Below are 20,121 nucleotides of genomic sequence, written 5' to 3'. Positions count from 1 at the left end.
GTCAGACGCTCGTCATGCTCGTCGTGTCCGACGGCGAGGTGTCGTCCGTACGGCGGCGCCGCACGGCCCAGAACACGCCGGTGCCCGCGACGACCGTGACCCCCACGCCGATGACACCCGCCAGACCCCCGGACAGGCGGGCGTCGTCGACGTCCTTGACGCCGTAGTCGGCGAGCGGGGAGTCGGACACCGCGTGTTCCTCGGCCTTCTTGTCGATGCCGTGGTCGGCGGCGACCTTCTCCAGACCGTCTGGGTTCGCCGAGGCGTAGAAGCTGACGAACCCGGCCAGCACGAGGGAGGCGACGAGGCCGGCCGCCCACACCTTGCGGTGCGAGGTCCGGGCGGCGGCGGGTACGGGCGCGGGCTCGGCGTCGGGCGCGTCGACCAGTTCGCCGTTCACCCGCAGCTTGAGCTTCTGGGTCAGACCGCGCGCCCCGTACACCAGGTCCGGGCGTACGGCGATGACCGCGCCGACGGTCAGTGCGGTGATCACGGCCTCGCCGATGCCGATCAGGACGTGCACGCCGATCATGGCGGTGGCGACCTTGCCGATCGACACGTCGGTGGTGCCGCCGACGGCGTACATCAGCGTGAAGGCCAGCGCGGCGGCCGGGACGGAGACCAGGGCGGCCACGAAGGAGGCCACGGTGGCCGAACGGCGGGTGCGGGGCAGCACCTTCACCAGGCCGCGGAAGAGGGCGTAGGCGACGACCGTCGTGACGATCGCCATGTTGGTGATGTTGACGCCGAGCGCGGTCAGACCGCCGTCCGCGAAGAGGATGCCCTGCATCAGCAGGACGACGGAGACGCACAGGACCCCCGTGTAGGGGCCGACGAGTATCGCCGCCAGGGCACCGCCGAGCAGATGGCCGCTGGTCCCCGCCGCGACGGGGAAGTTCAGCATCTGCACCGCGAAGATGAACGCCGCGACGAGCCCGGCCAGCGGAGCCGTGCGCTCGTCGAGCTCACGGCGGGCGCCGCGCAGGCTCACGGCGACGGCGCCCGCGGCGATCACACCGGTGGCTGCGGAGGTGGGCGCGTTGATGAATCCGTCAGGTACATGCACCGTTCGATGATGTGGCTTGATGCGAACGGTTTGCAAGAGCGTGACGCTCGTTTTATCTCACCCGTGATATATCCGGCTCCACGGGCGCAATTCGGAAAATATGCGACATTGGAGAGGGAGTGGACGCACGGTTTCCACTCGGATCACGCACGGTGAAGGGGCCGTCCGATGTCCGTAGTCGAGCAGTACGCGCGAGCCCACATCGTCTCGGACGCGGCCGTGCCGCTCGTCGACGAGCTGGAGGCGGTTCCGGTCACCCTGCGGTACGACCCCGACCGCGATCCTCGGGTGGTGCGCATGGCGCTGCCGGGAGCCGGGGGACACGAGTGGGTTTTCAGCCGCGAGCTGCTGGAGGAGGGGCTGCGGGCCCCCGCCGGGAGCGGCGAGGTGCGGGTGTGGCCGTGCGGCCGGGTGCAGGTCGTGGTGGAGTTCCACTCCCCGCAGGGGGTGTCGGTCGTGCAGTTCGAGCGGCAGGCGCTGCTGCGGTTCCTGCGGCGCACGTACATGGCCGCCGCGGAACCCGTCACGCACTGAACCCGGGGCTCAGCCGCCCATCTTGAGCAGTGCCGCCACCATCGGGCCGGCCGTCGAACCGCCGTGCCCGCCCTGCTGGACCACGCCCGCGGCGGCCAGGTCGCCCCGGTAGGCCGTGAACCAGCCGTTCGGCTTCTTCTGCCCGTCGACCTCGGCGGAGCCGGTCTTCGCACCGACGTCGCCGCCGACCCCGGCCATCGCCTCCGCGGCCGTGCCGTACGCGGCCGTGTACGCCATCAGCTCGCGCAGCTGGGACAGGGTGCTCGCCGGCATCGTGCGCGAGGCCTTCGCCAGCTCGCGCCCGTCCACGTCCGGGGAGACCAGGTACGGCTGGTGGAAGGTGCCGGCCTTGACCGTCGCCGACACCGACGCCATGTTCAGCGGGTTCATGCGGACCCCGCCCTGCCCGATCAGCGAGGCGCCCATCTGGGCCGCCGACTGCACCGGCACCGCGCCGTCGAAGGACGGCACACCGATCGCCCAGTTGTTCAGCCCGAGGCCGTAGACCTGCTGGGCCTCTTTGGTCAGGTCGTCGTTCTTCAGCTTCGGGGCCTGGCTGATGAAGGCCGTGTTGCAGGAACGGGCGAAGCTCGCCTTGAAGGTGCCGTTCTTGATCTCGAACTTGTCGTCGTTCTGGAACTTCCAGTGGCCGTACGTGAAGTACTTCGGGCACGGGTGCTTCTTGTCCGCCGAGGCCAGGCCCTTCTCGATCAGCAGCGACGAGGTGATGACCTTCATCGTGGAACCGGGGGCCAGGGAGCCCTGGAAGGCGGTGTTGAAGCCGGGGGAGGCGTTGGCGGCGGCCAGGATCTCGCCGGTCGACACCCGCACCACGGCCACCGACGACCTGGCCTTCTTCGCGACCCGCTGCTCGGCCGCCGCCTGCAGCGCCGGGTCCAGCGTGGTCTTCACCGTGCCGGGCGTGCCCTCGCTCAGCTCCAGCAGTGTCTTGTCGGACAGGTCCTTCGCCTCGGAGGCCTTCCCGCGCACGACCCGGAGCTCGATGCCGGCCTTGCCGCCGGCCTTCTTGCCGTACTTCTCGCGCAGGCCGTCCAGGATCGGGCCGATCGAGGCGTACTTCTTCGTGGTCAGTTCGCCGCCGTCCCGGTCGAGGGCCTTGACCGGGGGCGTGCCCGCCGCGCCGGTGACCAGCGTGTCGCCGTCCCTCAGATCGGGGTGGACGACCGCCGCGTGCCAGTCCACCAGCGGCTTTCCGTCGGCGGCGCGGCGCACGACGGTCAGGGAGCTGTCGTACGCCAGCGGCTTGTCGGTGCCCTTGTAGGAGACCGTGCCCTTGACGGAGAACGGCACCTTGTCACCGGCGGGCCTGCCCGGGGTGAGGGTGACGTCCTTGATGTGGGCGTCCTTGGTGTAGCCGGTGAGCAGCGGCTGGGCCGCGGACGGGTCGTCGGTGGCCGCGGCGGCCCGCGTGACCTTCTGGGACTGCCATGCGGTGAGGAAGGCGCGGGCGGTGGTGGTGACCTCGGCCGGGGACAGCGGACCGGTCTTCACCTCGGCCTTCTGGTCCGATGCCCGCGTCCCGTCGTCGGCGGCGGCGCCACCGCCGTACAGCGCGTAGGCACCGGCCCCGGCGCCCACGACGACCACGGCGATCATCCCGCCCATCACAGCGGGTCTCGTCTTCCGTCGCTCGGCGACGCGCCTTCTGTTGCCCACTGCTGTTCTTTCCTCCGCGAATCCCCAGGGTCCCCGTTGCCCTCAGACGTTCCAACGACGGCCACCACCCTAGAGTCCCGCCCCGCGGAGGTGAGATCAGCGCCCGTTCGTAGCACGGCTGCGACAATCGGCCCGGCAGCGTCGCCGCCGTGCCCGCCCTCCTCGGTCATGGCCGCCGCGGCGATGTCGTTGCGGAACCCGGTGAACCAGCTGTTGGACTTGGCGTTGCCGTCCACCTCGGCGGAACCGGTCTTGGCGCCGATGTCGCCGCCGAGTCCGGCCATGGCCTGCGCGGCGGTGCCCTGCGTGGCGGTGAGCCGCATCATCTGCTTGAGCTGGGCGGCGGTGCTCGCCCGCAGGCCCTGGGCCTGTGCCAGCTCACGGCCGTCCAGCCCCGGCGAGACCAGGTAGGGCTGGCGGAAGGCGCCGGTGATGGCGGTCGCGGTGACCGAGGCCATGTTCAGCGGGCTCATCTGGACCTGGCCCTGCCCGATGGCGCCCGCCGCCCGGTCCGGCCCGTCGACGGCGGGGACGCTGCCGTCGAAGGAGGCGATGCCGGTCGTCCAGTTGTCCTGCCCCAGGCCGAAGCGCTGCTCGGCCTCCTGGGTCAGCGAGGCGTCCGTGAGCGGCTTCTCGTCGATGAGCTTGATGAAGGCGGTGTTGCAGGACCGCATGAAGCTGTTCGCGAGCGTGGCGCTCTCGTTGGCCTTCATGTTCGTGAGGTTCTTGAACGTCTGGCTCTGCCACACGGCGGTATCGGGGCAGGGTGCCGGGCCGTTCATCGAGGTCACGCCGTTGTCGATGAGCATCGCGGCGGTGATGATCTTCATCGTGGAGCCGGGTGCCGCCTCGCCCTGGAAAGCGGCGTTGAAGCCGTCCGTGCGGTTGTTGGCCACGGCCAGCACCTCGCCGGTGCTGGCCTTGACGGCCACCACCGACGACTGGGCGAACCTCTTGACGGCCTTCTCGGCCGCCGCCTGCGCGCTCGGGCTGATCGTGGTGGTGAGCTTGCCCGGCTTGCCCTTGGCGAGGGTGAGCAGCGGAGTGTCGGCAGCGCCGTCGCCGGCGTGCCGGATGACCAGCTCGACGCCGGGGGCGCCACCGGCCTTCTCGCCGTACTTGTCGCGCAGGGCGTCCAGGACCGGGCCGAGGGAGGGGTACTCCTCCTTCGTCAGCTCGGAGCCGTCGCGGCCCACGGCCTCGATCGGCGGGGTGGCCGACTGCTCGGTGACGAGGGTGTCGCCCTTCTTCAGCTCGGGGTGCACGACGGACGGCTGCCAGTCGACCAGCGCCCGCCCGGTGGTCAGTCCGCGCACGACCTTCAGCTCGCTCCGGTAGGTCAGCGCCTTGGACTTTCCGTCGTAGACCACCTTGGCCTTCACCGTGTACGGCACGGTGATGCCCCGGGCTGCGCCCGGCGTGATCTTCACGTCGGTGAGGTGCGCGTCGTCGCCGAAGGCGGTGAGCAGTTCCTCGGCGGCCGCGTCGTTGTTCGTGTACGAGGCCGCCGTGGCGGCGGCGCCCTTCTCCCAGGCCGTGAAGAACTTGGCCGCGGTCTCCTTGACCTCGTCCGTGCCGGGCGGACCCGACTTCGTCTCCGCGGCCACCCCGCCCGTGCCGCCCCCGTCACCGTTCAGCGCGCTCATGATGTTGTAGGTGCCGTAGCCGGCCCCACCCACCATCACCGCGAACACTCCGCCTATGACGGCGGCTTTGACCCCCTTGCCCATAGGGCAGCCCTCCCCGTTGAGCCCCACGCGCTCCTTTGAACGCGTTCAGAAAGCTCGATCCCGGGAGCACTCTATGCGTAAGCGGTTACTACCGGGACGGGTGTTTCGATTCTTGACCGAACATAGATCACACCCAGGTGTCCAGCCACATCCGCGCCCGCCAGTCGTCGATCGGGATGGCGGTGCCCGTGTACAGGGGCCAGAAGTAGATGAAGTTCCAGGTGATCAGGAGGACCAGGACGCCCGCGGCTGTGGCGCCCGCGACGCGGCGGGTGTCGGAGGAGCGCGGCGGGCCGATGATCGCGCCGAGGAGCATCGCCACCGCCAGGCACAAAAACGGCAGGAAGACGACGGCGTAGAAGAAGAAGATCGTGCGCTCCTGGTACATGAACCAGGGGAGGTAGCCGGCCGCGATGCCACAGGCGATGGCGCCCGCGCGCCAGTCGCGGCGGAAGAACCAGCGCCACAGGACGTAGAGGACCGCGAAACAGGCGACCCACCACAGCAGCGGCGTGCCGAGGGCGAGGACCTCGCGGGCGCACTTCTCGCCGGCGTCGGCGGGGCAGCCGTCCTTGCCGGGCGCGGGGGACTCGTAGAAGTACGACACCGGGCGGCCGAGGACGAGCCAGCTCCACGGGTTGGACTGGTACGTGTGCGGCGAGGACAGGCCGACGTGGAACTCGTACACCTGGTGCTCGTAGTGCCACAGGCTGCGCAGCCAGTCGGGCAGGAACGTCCAGCTGCCGCCCTTGCCGCCGGTCGCGGCCCAGTTGCGGAAGTAGCCGCCGGAGCCGTCCGTGGCGGAGAGGATCCAGCCGGTCCAGGACAGCACGTACGTGACCAGGGCGACCGGGACCGTGGCGAGGAACGCCAGGCCCGTGTCGCGCTTGAGGACCGCCGTGTACGGGTGCCGGGCACCGGCGACCCTGCGCGAGCCGACGTCCCACAACACCGCCATCAGGCAGAACGCGGCCAGGACGTAGAGGCCGTTCCACTTCGTGCCGATGGCCAGGCCCAGCATCAGGCCTGCCGCCCAGCGCCAGGGACGCAGACCCAGGCGCGTGGTCTCGGCGGTGTGCCGGTCGGGCCGGGCCCGGCCGTCGCCGTCCAGCGGCAGCGCGGCGGCGAGTTTCTCGCGGGCCCTGTCCCGGTCGACGAGCAGACAGCCGAACGCGGCCAGCACGAAGAACATCAGCACGCCGTCGAGCAGCGCCGTGCGGCTCATCACGAAGTGCAGGCCGTCCACCGCCATCAGCGTGCCCGCGAGACACCCCAGGAAGGTGGAGCGGAACAGGCGGCGGCCGATCCGGCACAGCAGCAGCACGGACAGCGTGCCGAGCAGCGCCGTCATGAACCGCCAGCCGAACGGGTCGAACCCGAACATCAGCTCGCCGAGCCCGATGACGTACTTGCCGACCGGCGGGTGCACCACGTACGCCGCCTCCGTCGGGATGGCGACGTGCCCGCCCGACGACAGCACCAGGTCGTTGGCGTTCTTGTCCCAGCCGACCTCGAACCCGCGGTGGACGAGACCCCACGCGTCCTTGGCGTAGTACGTCTCGTCGAATATCACCGCCTTGGGGCTGCCCAGGTTCCAGAACCGCAGCACGCCCGCCAGCAGTGTGACGAGCAGCGGGCCGATCCAGCCCGACCAGCGCACCAGCCGCCCCGCGAGCGGGTGCGGGATGCCGAGCGCCGCCCACAGGCGCGGGGAGGGCTCGGTGTACGGCGGCACCAGGCGGTCACGGACGTCGCGGGCGTCGCTTCTGGGCTGCCCCTGGTAGCCGAAGCGGCGCAGCCGCTGCTGCCAGGACGGCCGCTGGTCGAGCGGCGCCTGGCCCTGCCGGGTGTCCGTGGAGGACGCGGTACTGGTCACCGCGCCATCGTAGGGAACCGTTCTGTGTGAGTCCCGTGCATGGCCGGTATGCGTCCGCAACCTCCGCCCCTGGGAGGATGGGGACGTGACTGGAATCCTCGTACTCGCAGGTACCCCGATCGGCGACGTCGCGGACGCACCGCCCCGGCTCGCCGACGAACTGGCCGGAGCCGATGTCGTCGCCGCCGAGGACACGCGGCGGCTGCGGCGGCTGACCCAGGCGCTGGGCGTCACGCCCAAGGGGCGGGTGGTGTCGTACTTCGAGGGCAACGAAGCCGCGCGTACGCCGGAGCTGGTCGAGGAGCTGGTGGGCGGGGCGCGGGTGCTGCTCGTCACGGATGCGGGGATGCCGTCCGTGTCCGACCCGGGGTACCGGCTGGTCGCGGCCGCGGTCGAGCGGGACATACGGGTCACCGCCGTGCCCGGGCCGTCCGCGGTGCTCACCGCGCTCGCGCTGTCCGGATTGCCCGTCGACCGGTTCTGCTTCGAGGGGTTCCTGCCGCGCAAGGCGGGGGAACGCCTGGGGCGGTTGCGGGAGGTGGCCGGGGAGCGGCGCACCCTCGTCTACTTCGAGGCTCCCCACCGGCTCGACGACACGCTGGCGGCGATGGCCGAGGCGTTCGGCGTGGAGCGGCGGGCCGCGGTGTGCCGTGAGCTGACCAAGACGTATGAGGAGGTTCGGCGCGGGGGGCTGGGGGAGTTGGCCGCTTGGGCCGCGGAGGGCGTGCGCGGGGAGATCACCGTTGTGGTCGAGGGGGCGCCGGAGCGGGGGCCCGAGGAAGTCGGGGCGGAGGAGTTGGTGCGGCGGGTTCGGGTGCGGGAGGAGGCGGGGGAGCGGCGCAAGGAGGCGATCGCCGCGGTGGCTCAGGAGGTCGGAGTGCCGAAGCGGCAGGTTTTCGATGCCGTGGTCGCCGCGAAGAACGCGGCGGGGTGAGCCGGGCTCGGGATGGGGGCCGGAGTGCTCTGCGGGGCGCCGGTTGCCTGTGGTTCGTCGCGCAGTTCCCCGCGCCCCTGAGAGGGGCGTAAAAACCCTCTGAGCAGGGCGCATGTCGGATGAGCGTGCGCCCCATGGGCGGGCAAAGGCAACGGGGGTCTGGGGCAAGGGACGCCCAAATCGGGGCCAACAGTCGACAGGTCTGCTGCCATCGGTCCGGCCGAGGAGTCCACTGGGTTGCGGGGACGGAATCGTCCTCACGCCACAGCGGAACAGGAGCTGGCATGAGTGAGATCGCAGGGCAGACCGGGCTCCGCGCCGGTGCGACCGCAGTCGTCAACGAGTCCTACTCCTTCGCCTGCATGCGGTGCGGGCACGGCTGGGAGCAGTCGTACGAGATAGAGCACCACACGGACGCGGCGGGTCACGAGTTCGTCCTCTATGTGGCCGACGGCAAGGTGGTGCCCTCCCCGTTGAGCAAGCCCGAATGCCACAACTGCGACAGCCACGTCGTGCGGATCATGCGGCCCGGGCGGGTCGCATCGGCGCGCGACGCGGCACACCGGCCCTCCCGCGTGCCGCCGCCCGCCGGGCCCGTTCAGGCGCCCACCGCGGACGCCCACGCCGGGGCAACGGACGGTCAGGAGCAGCGCGAGCACCACCACTGGCACCTGTCCGACCTGCTGCACCCCTTCCAGCGCAAGGCGAGCTGACCCGTCCGGCTTCCCTTGTCGACGCCCTCCCCGGTCCTCCCCCATCGGGGAGGGCGTACCCCTTTCGTAGGATCGGGGCATGCCTTCGAACGACTCCGGCCGCCAGGACAAGAACGCGGCCCCGCCCCTCCCGGAACCCCTCCGGGTGCCGGTCGCCGACTCCCACACCCATCTGGACATGCAGTCCGGCACGGTCGAGGAGGCGCTGGCCAAGGCGGCGTCGGTCGGAGTGACGACGCTCGTGCAGGTCGGCTGCGACCTCAAGGGCTCCCGGTGGGCGGCCGAGACGGCGGCGGCCCACGACGCCGTCCACGCGACGGTCGCCCTGCACCCGAACGAGGCACCCCGGATCGTGCACGGCGACCCTGGGGGCACCTCCCAGCCCCCTGGGGCTGGGGGAGGCCGGTCGCGGCAGGGCACCCGCGAACCCGGCGGCCAGGCGGCCCTGGACGACGCGCTCGCCGAGATCGACCGGCTGGCCGGACTGACGCAGGTCAAGGGCGTCGGTGAGACGGGCCTCGACTACTTCCGCACCGGGCCGGAGGGCAAGGACGCGCAGGAGCGGTCCTTCCGCGCCCACATCGAGATCGCCAAGCGGCACGGCAAGGCCCTGGTCATCCACGACCGTGAGGCCCACGCCGACGTCCTGCGCGTGCTGAAGGAGGAGGGCGCCCCCGAGCGCACCGTCTTCCACTGCTACTCCGGCGATGCCGAGATGGCCGGGATCTGCGCGAGCGCGGGCTACTTCATGTCCTTCGCCGGCAACGTCACCTTCAAGAACGCCCAGAACCTGCGGGACGCGGTGGCGGTGGCCCCGCTGGAGCTGCTCCTCGTGGAGACGGACGCGCCCTTCCTCACCCCGGCGCCCTACCGCGGGCGGCCCAACGCCCCCTACCTCGTGCCGATCACGGTGCGGGCCATGGCCGAGGTGCGCGGCATCGACGAGGACACGCTGGCCACGGCGCTCGGAGCGAACACGGCACGCGCGTTCGGTTACTGACCCCGCCCGCCGGCCGCACCGTACGACTGTGCGTAGTCGCGTCGCTTTGGAGAGTGACGAACGCTCCGCTAGGTTCTGGGGGCCCGATCCGGACCCCTCTGGACCCCCTCCGGCCCCTGGAGCGCGTCGGCGTGAGCAACTCGCGGTACGAGACGTATGGCCCGGCCTGCACCGACCCGGTGTACGGCGGCTTCGACGCGCCGCCGGCCGGTCTGCACAGCGCCGAGACGCTCGGCTACGGGACGCCCGGGGGCCCCGGCGCCCACGAGGACACCTACCGGCCCGCCTACGAGGCGCCGACCCTGCCCGGGCTGCCCCGGCAGAGTGCTCCGGACGACGAGCCCGCGCCCGCCGGGTACTCCGACCCGGGCATGGGTGCGCGCGCCGGATCGCGTGCCGCGGCGCGCACCGGCTCGCACCGCAGAGCCGCACGCCGGCGCAAGACGCGCTACGCCGAGCGCCCGGACAGTCCCATGCGGCGGCTGCTCCCGCAGGCCCTGGTCGTCGCCTTCCTGGCGGGCGGCACCACGGCGTTCGTCGCCAAGGACAAGGCGATCGAGCTGAACGTCGACGGCAAGGCGCGCACGCTGCACACCTTCGCCGACGACGTCACCGAGCTGCTGGCGGAGGAAGGCGTCGAGGTGGGCGCCCACGACGTGGTCGCGCCCGGGCCCGGCGCGGAGATCAGCAGCGGCGACGAGGTCGCCGTGCACTTCGCCCGCCCTGTGCGGCTCACCCTCGACGGACACCGGCGTGAGGTGTGGACGACCGCCCATACGGTGGAGGGGGCGCTGCGGCAGCTGGGCGTGCGCCAGGAGGGCGCGTACGTGTCCACCTCGCGCTCCCGGCGCATCGGGCGCGAGGGGCTCGCACTGGATGTGCGGACCGAGCGCACCGTCACGATCATGGCGGACGGCCGCGCCCGCACGGTACGCACCAACGCGGCGACCGTACGGGAGGCCGTCGAGGAGGCCGGGATCACCCTGCGCGGCCAGGACACCACGTCGGTCCCGCAGGGCAGCTTCCCGCGCGACGGGCAGACCGTGACGGTGCTGCGGATCACCGGCGGCCAGGAGGTCCGCGAGGAGCCGATCCCGTTCCACGTGCGGCGGACGGAGGATCCGGCCCTGTTCCGGGGCACCGAGGTCGTGGAGCACGCGGGCGAGCCCGGCCTGCGCCGGGTCACCTTCTCCCTGCGCACGGTCAACGGCGTCCGGCAGAAACCGCGCCGGATCGGTTCCGAGGTCGTGCGCGAGCCGCGCCCGCAGGTCGTCAAGGTCGGCACCAAGCAGCGCCCGGCGTCCGTGCAGGGCGCCGACCACCTCGACTGGCAGGGCCTCGCGGCCTGCGAGTCCGGCGGCCGGCCCGACGCGGTCGACTCCTCGGGCACCTACGGCGGCCTCTACCAGTTCGACAGCCAGACCTGGCAGGCCCTCGGCGGCAGCGGCCGCCCCCAGGACGCCCCAGCGGCGGAGCAGACGTACCGGGCGAAGAAGCTGTATGTGCGGCGCGGGGCAAGCCCATGGCCGCACTGCGGGGCACGGCTGCGCGGATAGGCGGCGACCGAACCCCCGTACCCTTGTCCCGTGACCAGCAGCCCCACCCCCGACGCCCTCCTGGGCCCCGCCGACATCCGCGAGCTCGCGGCAGCCCTCGGCGTACGCCCGACCAAGCAACGCGGACAGAACTTCGTGATCGACGCGAACACCGTCCGCCGTATCGTCCGCACCGCACAGGTCCGCCCCGACGACGTGGTCGTCGAGGTCGGCCCGGGGCTCGGGTCGCTCACCCTCGCGCTGCTGGAGGTCGCCGACCGGGTCACGGCGGTGGAGATCGACGACGTGCTCGCCGGCGCGCTGCCCGCGACCGTCACGGCCCGCATGCCCGAGCGCGCCGACCGGTTCGCCCTGGTCCACTCGGACGCCATGCACGTCACCGAGCTGCCGGGCCCCGCCCCGACCGCACTGGTCGCCAACCTCCCCTACAACGTGGCCGTCCCGGTCCTGCTGCACATGCTCGACACCTTCCCGGCCATCGAACGCACCCTCGTGATGGTCCAGGCGGAGGTCGCCGACCGGCTCGCCGCACCGCCCGGCTCGAAGGTCTACGGCGTCCCCTCGGTCAAGGCCAACTGGTACGCCGAGGTCAAGCGCGCCGGTGCCATCGGGCGGAACGTGTTCTGGCCGGCGCCCAACGTCGACAGCGGCCTGGTGTCCCTGGTCCGGCGGAGCGAGCCGCCGAGGACGACGGCCTCGAAGCGCGAGGTGTTCGCCGTCGTCGACGCCGCGTTCGCCCAGCGCCGCAAGACGCTGCGGGCCGCGCTCGCCGGCTGGGCCGGCTCCGCCGCCGCCGCCGAGGAGGCCCTGGTCGCCGCCGGGGTCTCGCCGCAGGCCCGGGGCGAGTCGCTGACCGTGGAAGAGTTCGCGCGTATCGCCGAGCACAAGACGACCCAGGACCAGGAGAAGGAGTCCGCGTGAGCGTCACGGTCCGCGTCCCGGCCAAGGTCAACGTCCAGCTGGCGGTCGGCGCCGCCCGCCCCGACGGCTTCCACGCACTGGCCAACGTCTTCCTCGCGGTCGGCCTCTACGACGAGATCACCGTCACCCCGGCCGACGAGCTCCGCGTCACCTGCGACGGCCCGGACGCCGACCAGGTCCCCCTGGACCGAACGAACCTGGCGGCGCGGGCGGCCCAAGCGCTCGCCGAGCGGTACGGCCGCAGCCCCGACGTCCACCTCCACATCGCCAAGGACATCCCCGTCGCCGGCGGCATGGCGGGCGGCAGCGCGGACGGCGCCGGCGCCCTGGTGGCCTGCGACGCGCTGTGGCAGACCGGCGCGCCCCGCGACGAACTCCTCGAGATCTGCGCCGAGCTGGGCAGTGACGTGCCGTTCAGCCTGGTCGGCGGGGCGGCCCTGGGCATCGGGCGGGGCGAGCAGCTGACGCCCCTGGAGGTCGGCGGCACCTTCCACTGGGTGTTCGCGATGGCCCGCCGGGGCCTGTCCACCCCGGCGGTCTTCCGCGAGTTCGACCGGCTCGGCGAGGGCACGGACATCCCCGAGCCCGTCGCCTCCGGGGAACTCCTCGCCGCCCTCGCCAAGGGCGACCCGGACGCGCTCGCCGCCGCCGTCTCCAACGACCTCCAGCCCGCCGCCCTCTCCCTCTTCCCGGAACTGGCCGGCACCCTGGCGGCCGGCCGGGCCGCCGGTGCCCTCACCGCGCTCGTCTCGGGCTCCGGCCCGACCACGGCGTTCCTGGTCCGCGACCCGGAGTCGGCCGCCGCGGTGGCGCAGGCCCTCCTGGCGTCCGGGACGTGCCGGACGGTGCGTACGGCGTCGGGACCGGCACCCGGGGCGACGGTCGCCGGGCGTTAACCAGGTGCCCCGGCCGCTGCCGGGCGCCTAGGCTCCCCCAGTCGTTTCAAGAGGGGGGGGCACAGGCGTGCGGGAACTGGTCGCGGCGGTACAGCGCGCAGACGTGGACGAGGTCACGGCGCTGCTGGAGTCCGGGGCCGACCCCGACACCCTCCAGGACGGCCTGCCGGTCCTCTGCCTGGCCGTGGCGGCGTACGACCGGCCCGTCGCCGAGGCGCTGCTCCAGGCCGGCGCCGACCCCCTGCGCCGGCTGCCCGACGGGAGCACCCCGCTGACGCGGGCGGTGGACGGCGGATCGCACCTCCTGACCTACGCGCTCGCCACCAGCCGGATGCCGCTCCCGGCACCGGTGCGCGCAGAAGTCCTGGCCCGGGCACGGCGGTGGGCCGAGGCGGGCGCGGAGGCCGAGCTGCGCCGCCTCACCGGCCTCGCCGGGCCGGTGAGGCGGATCCGGGTCGAGGACGACGAGATCGGCTGGTGGTGCGAGCAGCTCACGCTCGGCGGGATGACCGTGCGCGACGAGCACCGGGCGGTGCTCACCTCCATGGAAGAGCGCTACGGGACCCGCACGCCCTTCGACGAACTGGTCGCCCGGGCTCTCGCCCATCCCGACCGCGACCACGTCGTCTGGTCGGACGTGGTGTTCACACTCGGACGCCGGCTGGACGAGGAGACCTGGCAGTGGGCCAGGGACCTCCTCGACCACCCCGGCCGGCTGCACCGCCTGCTCGCGGCGGAGATCCTGCTGCTCCTGATCCTCGGAGACCTCGTCAAGCAGGGCGACCCGTTCCGGGACCGGGGGAGGGAGCTGGTGCCCTGGGCGGAACAGGAGGAGGATCCGGAGGTGCTGGCCGCCCTCCTGAACGCGATGACCCACGACAGCGCACCGGAGATCGAGGCCGTGGGACTGTCGTACCTCACCCACCCGGACCCGAGGGTGCGCTCCCTGGTACCGGGCGCCGTGCACCAGCACGATGACGGCCGGTCCCGGATCCGCCCCGAGAGCCTCACCGCCGTGCTCACCCTGGCCCACGACGAGGACCCCGGCGTACGCGAGGCGGTGTGCCACTGGCTCGCGCACCAGCGGGGGCGCGAGCCCGAGGTGGGGGACGCGCTGGTCACGCTCACCCATGACGAACGACAGGTGATCCGCGTCTGCGCCGTGTCCGGCCTGGCCTACCGCGACGATCCGCGCTGTGTGGAGGCCGAGCACCGGATCGGCCCCCTCGACCCGGAGCAGCCGTTCGACGAGCGGCTGCTGGACGTGTGGCGCTACCAACGCCGCCGGGAGGCCGCGGACGGCGGCTGACCGCCCCGGCCGGAGCACCCCTGCGCGCGACTACCCTGGGGGGCGATCCATCCCCCTTGGCAGGAGAGTAATGGCCGTCAACCTGGTCAATGTCGAGAACGTCAGCAAGGTGTACGGCACCCGTGCCCTGCTCGACGGTGTTTCCCTCGGCGTCTCCGAAGGGGACCGCGTCGGTGTCGTGGGCCGCAACGGCGACGGAAAGACCACGCTCATCCGCATGCTCGCCAGGCAGGAGAGTGCCGACACCGGGCGGGTCACGCACTCCGGCGGGCTCCGCCTCGGCGTGCTCACCCAGCACGACTCCCTCGACCCCGAGGCCACCGTCCGCCACGAGGTCATCGGCGACATGGCCGACCACGAGTGGGCGGGCGAAGCCAAGGTCAGGGACGTGCTGACCGGCCTGTTCGGCGGTCTCGACCTGCCGGGGTTCCCCAAGGGTCTGGACACCGTCATCGGCCCGCTCTCCGGCGGTGAGCGGCGCCGGATCGCGCTGGCCAAGCTGCTCATCGAGGAGCAGGACCTGCTCGTCCTGGACGAGCCCACCAACCACCTCGACGTCGAGGGCATCGCCTGGCTCGCCCGGCATCTGCAGAACCGCAGGTCGGCCCTCGTCTGCGTCACCCACGACCGGTGGTTCCTCGACCAGGTGTGCACCCGCATGTGGGACGTCCAGCGCGGCGCGGTCTACGAGTACGAGGGCGGCTACTCCGACTACGTCTTCGCCCGTGCCGAGCGCGAGCGCATCGCCGCGACCGAGGAGGTCAAGCGGCAGAACCTCGTCCGCAAGGAGCTGGCCTGGCTGCGCCGCGGGGCGCCCGCCCGTACGTCCAAGCCGCGCTTCCGCGTCGAGGCCGCCAACGAGCTCATCGCGGACGTGCCGCCGCCCCGGGACAGCAGCGAGCTGATGAAGTTCGCCTCCACCCGGCTGGGCAAGACCGTGATCGACCTGGAGGACATCACCGTCCAGGCGGGCCCCAAGGTCCTCCTCAAGCACGTCACCTGGCAGCTCGGGCCCGGCGACCGGATCGGCCTGGTCGGTGTCAACGGCGCCGGGAAGACGTCCCTGCTGCGGGCCATGGCCGAGGCCGCCACCTCCGACGGCGAAACCCAGCCCGTGGGCGGTCGCGTCCGCGTCGGCAAGACGGTGAAGCTGGCCTACCTCTCCCAGGAGGTCGCCGAACTCGACCCGGCCACGCGGGTGCTGGAGGCCGTGCAGCAGGTGCGCGAGCGCGTCGACCTCGGCAAGGGCCGCGAGATGACCGCGGGGCAGCTGTGCGAGACGTTCGGCTTCACCAAGGAGAAGCAGTGGACTCCCGTCGGCGACCTGTCCGGCGGTGAGCGCCGCAGGCTCCAGCTGCTGCGCCTGCTCATGGACGAGCCCAACGTCCTCTTCCTCGACGAGCCCACCAACGACCTCGACATCGAGACGCTGAACCAGCTGGAGGACGTGCTCGACGGCTGGCCCGGCTCGATGATCGTCATCTCCCACGACCGGTTCTTCATCGAGCGCACCACCGACCGCGTGTTCGCCCTGCTCGGCGACGGCGCCCTGCGGATGCTGCCGCGCGGTATCGACGAGTACCTGGAGCGGCGCCGGCGCATGGAGGAGGCCGCGGCCGCCTCGGCCCCCGCTGCCGTGCAGCAGTCCGGCCCCCCGGAGAAGAGCGCCGCCGACCAGCGCGCCGCCAAGAAGGAGCTCCAGAAGATCGAGCGACAGCTCGACAAGGTCTTGGAGAAGGAGACCAAGCTCCACACCCAGATCGCCGAAAACGCCACGGACTTCGCGAAGGTGGCGGAACTGGACGCTGAGCTGCGGGAGTTGGCCGGTCAGCGCGAGGAGCTGGAGATGCGCTGGCTGGAACTCGCCGAGGATGCGTGAAGGGTGCGTGAAGACGCATAACGGCGGCATCACGGGCTGGTCCTCCCTTGGGAACAGCGGGTGATACGGCCCGGTCCGTTGACGGAACGGGGTGATAGAAAGAGCCGTCTTAGAACTTTATGAAGCGACTCTGAGCCCATTGAGCATCTCAGGGCGTGGCTAAAAATCAGTGATCGAACGGGGGAGCCGCTGATGACTCAGCCGCCCAGTCAGCCGCCGCACGGTGGCTTCGGACCACCGCAGAACCAGCCGCCGCAGGGCGGTGGTCACGGGGCACCGCCACCGCCCCAGGGCCCGCCCCAGACGCCGCCGCCCCCGCAGGGCCCACCGCCGCCCGGGTACGGCTACCCGCAGCAGCCTCCGCAGCAGCCCGGTCCGTACGGACAGCCGGGACAGCCGGGACCGTACAACTCCGGCCCCTACGGCCAGCCCCAGCAGCCCGGCCCGTACGGCCAGCCCGGCTACGGCTACCCGCAGCAGCCGCAGTACCCCGGCGCGCCCGGCACCCCGCCCGGGGGCGGCTCGAACAACCCCTTCAAGGGCAAGCCGGCCATCATCATCGGCGCCGCGGTCGCCGCGCTGCTCGTCGTCGGCGGCACCGTGTGGGCCGTCACCGGCGACGACGACGGCAAGGGCAAGAAGAAGCCCGTCGCCCAGAAGACCGACGACGCCAAGCCCGGCTCCTCCGCCCCGGTCAATCCCGGTGACGGCAGCGGCGACGGCGGCGAGGACCCGGAGAACCTCAACGAGGGCCGTCAGGCCGGCGAGGCCAAGGTCCTCTGGTACAAGGAGGCGCCCGACGCCCCCGGCTCCGGTGCCGACGCCGACGGCATGTGGATCACCGGCAAGACCGCGGTGAAGGCCGCCTACAAGCAGCTCTTCGCCTACAACGCCGGTGACGGCAAACCCGCCTGGGACGCGATCACCTTCCCGCAGAAGATCTGTGCGACGACTCCGCAGAAGACGTCCGACGACAAGATCGTCGTCGCGTACATGAGCGGCAGCAGCGACCGCGCCAAGTGCAACCAGCTCCAAGAGATCGACCTCAACACCGGCGAGAAGGGCTGGAAGGAAGAGGTCGCCGACGGCGCACTGTTCGACTCCACGCTCTCCGTCGAAATGTCCATCACCGGCAAGACGCTGATGGTGGGCCGCTCCCAGTCCGGCACGGCCTACGACGTCACCAACGGCGACAAGCTCTTCGACAAGAAGAAGTACGGCAACGCCTGCTTCCCCGCCGCGTTCGCCGGCGGCGAGAAGCTGATCGCCGTCTCCTCCTGCGGCGCCGGCACCGACAAGGAGCACGACGAGGTCCAGGAGCTCGACCCGAAGACCGGCAAGGCCAGGTGGACCCAGCCGTTCGACAAGGGCTGGCGGGTCGCGCGCACCTACTCGGTCAGCCCGCTGGTCGTCTACAGCACCAACGAGGACAAGAAGGCCTGGAACATCTCCACCTTCACCTCCGGCGGCAAGTTCCGCTCGCAGGTCGGCTTCGACGAGGACTTCGCCCCCGAGTGCGGCTGGGCCATCCTCGAGCGCGACCTCACGGGCTGCCAGGGCGTCGCCGTCGACGACACCACGCTGTACCTGCCGACCGAGGCCACCTCCGGCGCCAACGAGATCGTCGCGGTCAACCTCGCGAACGGCAAGGAGAAGTGGCGCGTGAAGTCGCCCTCCGACGAGTCGATGCTGCCGGTGAAGACCGAGGGCGGCAAGCTCATCGCCTATGTGCAGCCGTCGTACGACGCGGGCGGGCAGATCGTGTCCATCCCGACCGGCGGCAGCAGCCACAAGCCGTCCAAGCTGCTGCAGCACCCGCAGGCCGCCGCGGACATCGAGGACAGCTTCTTCTCCAAGGACGTCGACTGGGTCGACGGACGCTTCTACATCTCGACGACACGGCTGAGCGGGAACGACGACACGAAGGAGAAGTTGATGCTCGCCTACGGCAAGTGACTCTTCCTCCTCCGTATCTCCCCGTACCGCCTTCGTCGTCGTCCGTCCCCTTCCCCGAGGTACCCACGCCATGACCCAGCCGCCGCCCCCGCCACCCCAGCAGCCCCCGCAGGGGGGCGGCTTCGGGCCGCCCCAGGACCAGCCGCCGCAGGATCAGCCGCCGCAGACCCCGCCGCCTGCGGCGGGGCCGAACCTCGGCAAGGCCCCGGAGCCGGGGTACGGCTATCCGCAGACGCCTCCGCCGGCCGCCCCGCAGGGCCCGCCCCAGCCCCCGCAGGGTTACGGCTATCCGCAGGGGGCTCCGGCGCCCCAGCCTCCGCAGGCCCCGCCCGGCTACGGCCACCCCGGTCAGCAGCCGGGGCCCTACGGGCAGCCGCAGCAGGCGCCTTACGGACAGCCGCAGCCGGGCTATGGGCAGCCGGGGTACGGGCAGCCGGGTTACGGGCAGCCGGGGCAGCAGCCCGGTTACGGCTATCCGCAGCAGACCATGCCGCACCAGCCGCAGGCCGGACAGCCGGGCGGCGGCGGGAAGTTCAGCGCACAGCTGGCGATCATCGTCGCCGCGGTCGTGGCGATCGCCCTGATCATCGGCGGCGGCTTCTGGTACGCCTCCTCCGGCAAGGACGAGGGCAAGGAGAACGACACCGCCGGCACCAGCGCCGGCACCGGCGGCACGGACGACGACAACGGCGGCACCACCTCCGGCAAGGAGAAGGCACCGTCCGACCCCAGCGCCAAGGTCCTCTTCCAGGTCCCGGCGCCCGAGGTGAAGAACGACAGCACGGTCGTCGTCTCCGGCTCGTGGCTCACCGACAAGGCGTACGTCAAGAGCGGCATCGCCCAGATCGTCGGCTACGACCGTGACAAGGGCGGCGAGCTGTGGAAGATCCCGCTGGACGGCCCGGTCTGCCAGGCCGCCCGCCATGTCACCGACGACAACCTGACGGCGATCCTGTACCAGCCGGCGATGCCCACCAAGGCCGACCCGTCGCACGGGTGCAGCGAGATCGCGCTCATCGACCTCGACGCCGGCAAGAGGCTGTGGACCAAGACCGTCAAAACCGGTGACCAGCTGATCACCTTCGACAACGTCACCCTCAGCGGGAAGACCGTCGCCGTCGGCAGCACCAGCGGCGGCGCCGCCTTCGACGTCTCCGGCAAGCTCCTGTGGAGCCCCAAGCCGACCGACTCCTGCTACGACGCGGGGTACGGCGGCGGCGACAAGCTGGTCGCGGTGCGCAAGTGCGGCTCCTACGACCAGCGGCAGCTGCACATCCAGACCATCGACCCGAAGTCCGGGAAGGTGATCTCGGAGTACAAGATGGCCGAGGGCATCGAGTACGCGAGCATCGTGTCGACCAACCCGCTGGTCGTGGCCGCCGACGTCGGCGACTCCGCGGGCGACGGCAGCGGCATCTCCGACTTCTTCTCCATCGACGGCAAGACCGGCAAGCTGCGCACGCGCATCTCCGCGCCGGGCGAGCAGTTCGCGGCCCGCTGCGAGGGCATCACCCGCGTCGAGGCCTGCAACCTGCTGGCCGTGGGCAACGACCGGCTCTACCTGCCGACCGAGGAGCACGACGGCACCGGCAAGTACAGCGAGACCAACGAGATCGTCGCCTTCGACCTCGCCACCGGCAAGCAGACGGGGCAGCGGGCCGACGCGGGCGACGGCTACACGATCTCGCCGCTGCGCATGGACGGCGGCAACCTGATCGCGTACAAGCGTCCCCCGTACGACAAGGGCGGACAGGTCGTGAGCATCGCCGGGGGCAGCTTCAAGGAGACGACGCTGCTGGAGAACCCCTCGACGGACACGGTCCGCGATGTGGAGACCAGCATGTCGCCGGAGTACTCCGAGTTCCTGTACGCCGAGGGGCACCTCTACATGTCCAAGGTGTACGCGAGCAAGCGGTCGACGGTGAGGGAGAAGGAGTACCTGGCGGTCGGCTTCGGTACGAGCTGATCGGGCACTGACCGGGTGCTGATCGGTTTTTGATCTACTGGTGGCTGATGCGGCCCCGTCTCTGTTCAGGGGTGGGGCCGCATCTGTTTGGCGCGGTCAACCTGGAAT

The 20,121-nt window shown here is 71.6% G+C and carries 15 protein-coding genes; 11 read left to right on the top strand and 4 right to left on the bottom strand.

The window, feature by feature from the left end:
- Position 1: 1 nt before the first annotated feature.
- Entirely contained in the window at positions 2–1,066 is a 1,065-nt protein-coding gene (locus tag CEB94_RS16970; RefSeq protein WP_175433039.1) for an energy-coupling factor ABC transporter permease, read from the bottom strand.
- Positions 1,067–1,234: 168 nt separating this feature from the next.
- Between CEB94_RS16970 and CEB94_RS16965 the strand changes: the two genes are divergently transcribed.
- A complete protein-coding gene (locus tag CEB94_RS16965) occupies positions 1,235–1,600 on the top strand; it encodes an SsgA family sporulation/cell division regulator (RefSeq protein ID WP_175433038.1) in 366 nt (121 codons plus the stop codon).
- 9 nt (positions 1,601–1,609) lie between these two features.
- Here CEB94_RS16965 and CEB94_RS16960 read toward each other — a convergent pair whose 3' ends face one another.
- From CEB94_RS16960 to CEB94_RS16950, 3 genes are all read right to left on the bottom strand, one after another.
- The gene (locus CEB94_RS16960; protein ID WP_175433037.1) at positions 1,610–3,277 is read right to left on the bottom strand and encodes a penicillin-binding transpeptidase domain-containing protein; all 1,668 of its coding nucleotides are present in this window, start codon (positions 3,275–3,277) and stop codon (positions 1,610–1,612) included.
- Complete coding sequence (locus tag CEB94_RS16955) at positions 3,226–5,007, bottom strand: penicillin-binding transpeptidase domain-containing protein (protein WP_175437030.1); 1,782 nt, start codon at positions 5,005–5,007, stop codon at positions 3,226–3,228. Before CEB94_RS16955 ends, CEB94_RS16960 begins: the two co-directional genes overlap by 52 nt.
- Positions 5,008–5,134: 127 nt before the next feature.
- On the bottom strand, positions 5,135–6,883 hold the full coding sequence (locus CEB94_RS16950; RefSeq protein WP_175433036.1) for a dolichyl-phosphate-mannose--protein mannosyltransferase: 1,749 nt from the start codon (positions 6,881–6,883) through the stop codon (positions 5,135–5,137).
- Between the two features lie 85 nt (positions 6,884–6,968).
- Here CEB94_RS16950 and rsmI point away from each other — a divergent pair, with 85 nt between their 5' ends.
- From rsmI to CEB94_RS16900, 10 genes are all read left to right on the top strand, one after another.
- Positions 6,969–7,817: a 16S rRNA (cytidine(1402)-2'-O)-methyltransferase gene (rsmI, locus tag CEB94_RS16945; protein WP_175433035.1), complete on the top strand. Its 849-nt coding sequence runs from the start codon at positions 6,969–6,971 to the stop codon at positions 7,815–7,817.
- Positions 7,818–8,101: 284 nt separating this feature from the next.
- On the top strand, positions 8,102–8,530 hold the full coding sequence (locus tag CEB94_RS16940; protein ID WP_175433034.1) for a hypothetical protein: 429 nt from the start codon (positions 8,102–8,104) through the stop codon (positions 8,528–8,530).
- A gap of 79 nt (positions 8,531–8,609) precedes the next feature.
- Entirely contained in the window at positions 8,610–9,530 is a 921-nt protein-coding gene (locus CEB94_RS16935) for a TatD family hydrolase (protein WP_175433033.1), read from the top strand.
- Positions 9,531–9,661: 131 nt separating this feature from the next.
- The gene (locus tag CEB94_RS16930; protein ID WP_175433032.1) at positions 9,662–11,086 is read left to right on the top strand and encodes a resuscitation-promoting factor; all 1,425 of its coding nucleotides are present in this window, start codon (positions 9,662–9,664) and stop codon (positions 11,084–11,086) included.
- Positions 11,087–11,116: 30 nt separating this feature from the next.
- Complete coding sequence (gene rsmA, locus CEB94_RS16925; protein WP_175433031.1) at positions 11,117–12,007, top strand: 16S rRNA (adenine(1518)-N(6)/adenine(1519)-N(6))-dimethyltransferase RsmA; 891 nt, start codon at positions 11,117–11,119, stop codon at positions 12,005–12,007.
- Entirely contained in the window at positions 12,004–12,903 is a 900-nt protein-coding gene (locus CEB94_RS16920) for a 4-(cytidine 5'-diphospho)-2-C-methyl-D-erythritol kinase (protein ID WP_175433030.1), read from the top strand. The genes rsmA and CEB94_RS16920 overlap by 4 nt, the downstream gene beginning before the upstream one ends.
- A 67-nt stretch (positions 12,904–12,970) precedes the next feature.
- A complete protein-coding gene (locus CEB94_RS16915; RefSeq protein WP_175433029.1) occupies positions 12,971–14,212 on the top strand; it encodes a hypothetical protein in 1,242 nt (413 codons plus the stop codon).
- Positions 14,213–14,282: 70 nt separating this feature from the next.
- Positions 14,283–16,091, top strand: coding sequence for an ABC-F family ATP-binding cassette domain-containing protein (locus CEB94_RS16910; protein WP_175433028.1), 1,809 nt, complete (start codon positions 14,283–14,285; stop codon positions 16,089–16,091).
- 192 nt (positions 16,092–16,283) lie between these two features.
- Positions 16,284–18,047 carry an outer membrane protein assembly factor BamB family protein gene (locus CEB94_RS16905; RefSeq protein WP_175433027.1) on the top strand — a complete coding sequence of 588 codons (1,764 nt, stop codon included), beginning with the start codon at positions 16,284–16,286 and terminating at the stop codon, positions 18,045–18,047.
- A gap of 70 nt (positions 18,048–18,117) precedes the next feature.
- Positions 18,118–20,013, top strand: a complete 1,896-nt coding sequence (locus CEB94_RS16900) for an outer membrane protein assembly factor BamB family protein (RefSeq protein ID WP_175433026.1) — start codon at positions 18,118–18,120, stop codon at positions 20,011–20,013.
- The last annotated feature ends 108 nt before the right edge of the window (positions 20,014–20,121 follow it).

Origin of the sequence: Streptomyces hawaiiensis (genome assembly GCF_004803895.1) — a bacterium.
GTDB classification, from domain to species: Bacteria; Actinomycetota; Actinomycetes; order Streptomycetales; family Streptomycetaceae; genus Streptomyces; species Streptomyces hawaiiensis.
This window is presented reverse-complemented; position numbering and strand designations above follow the sequence as displayed.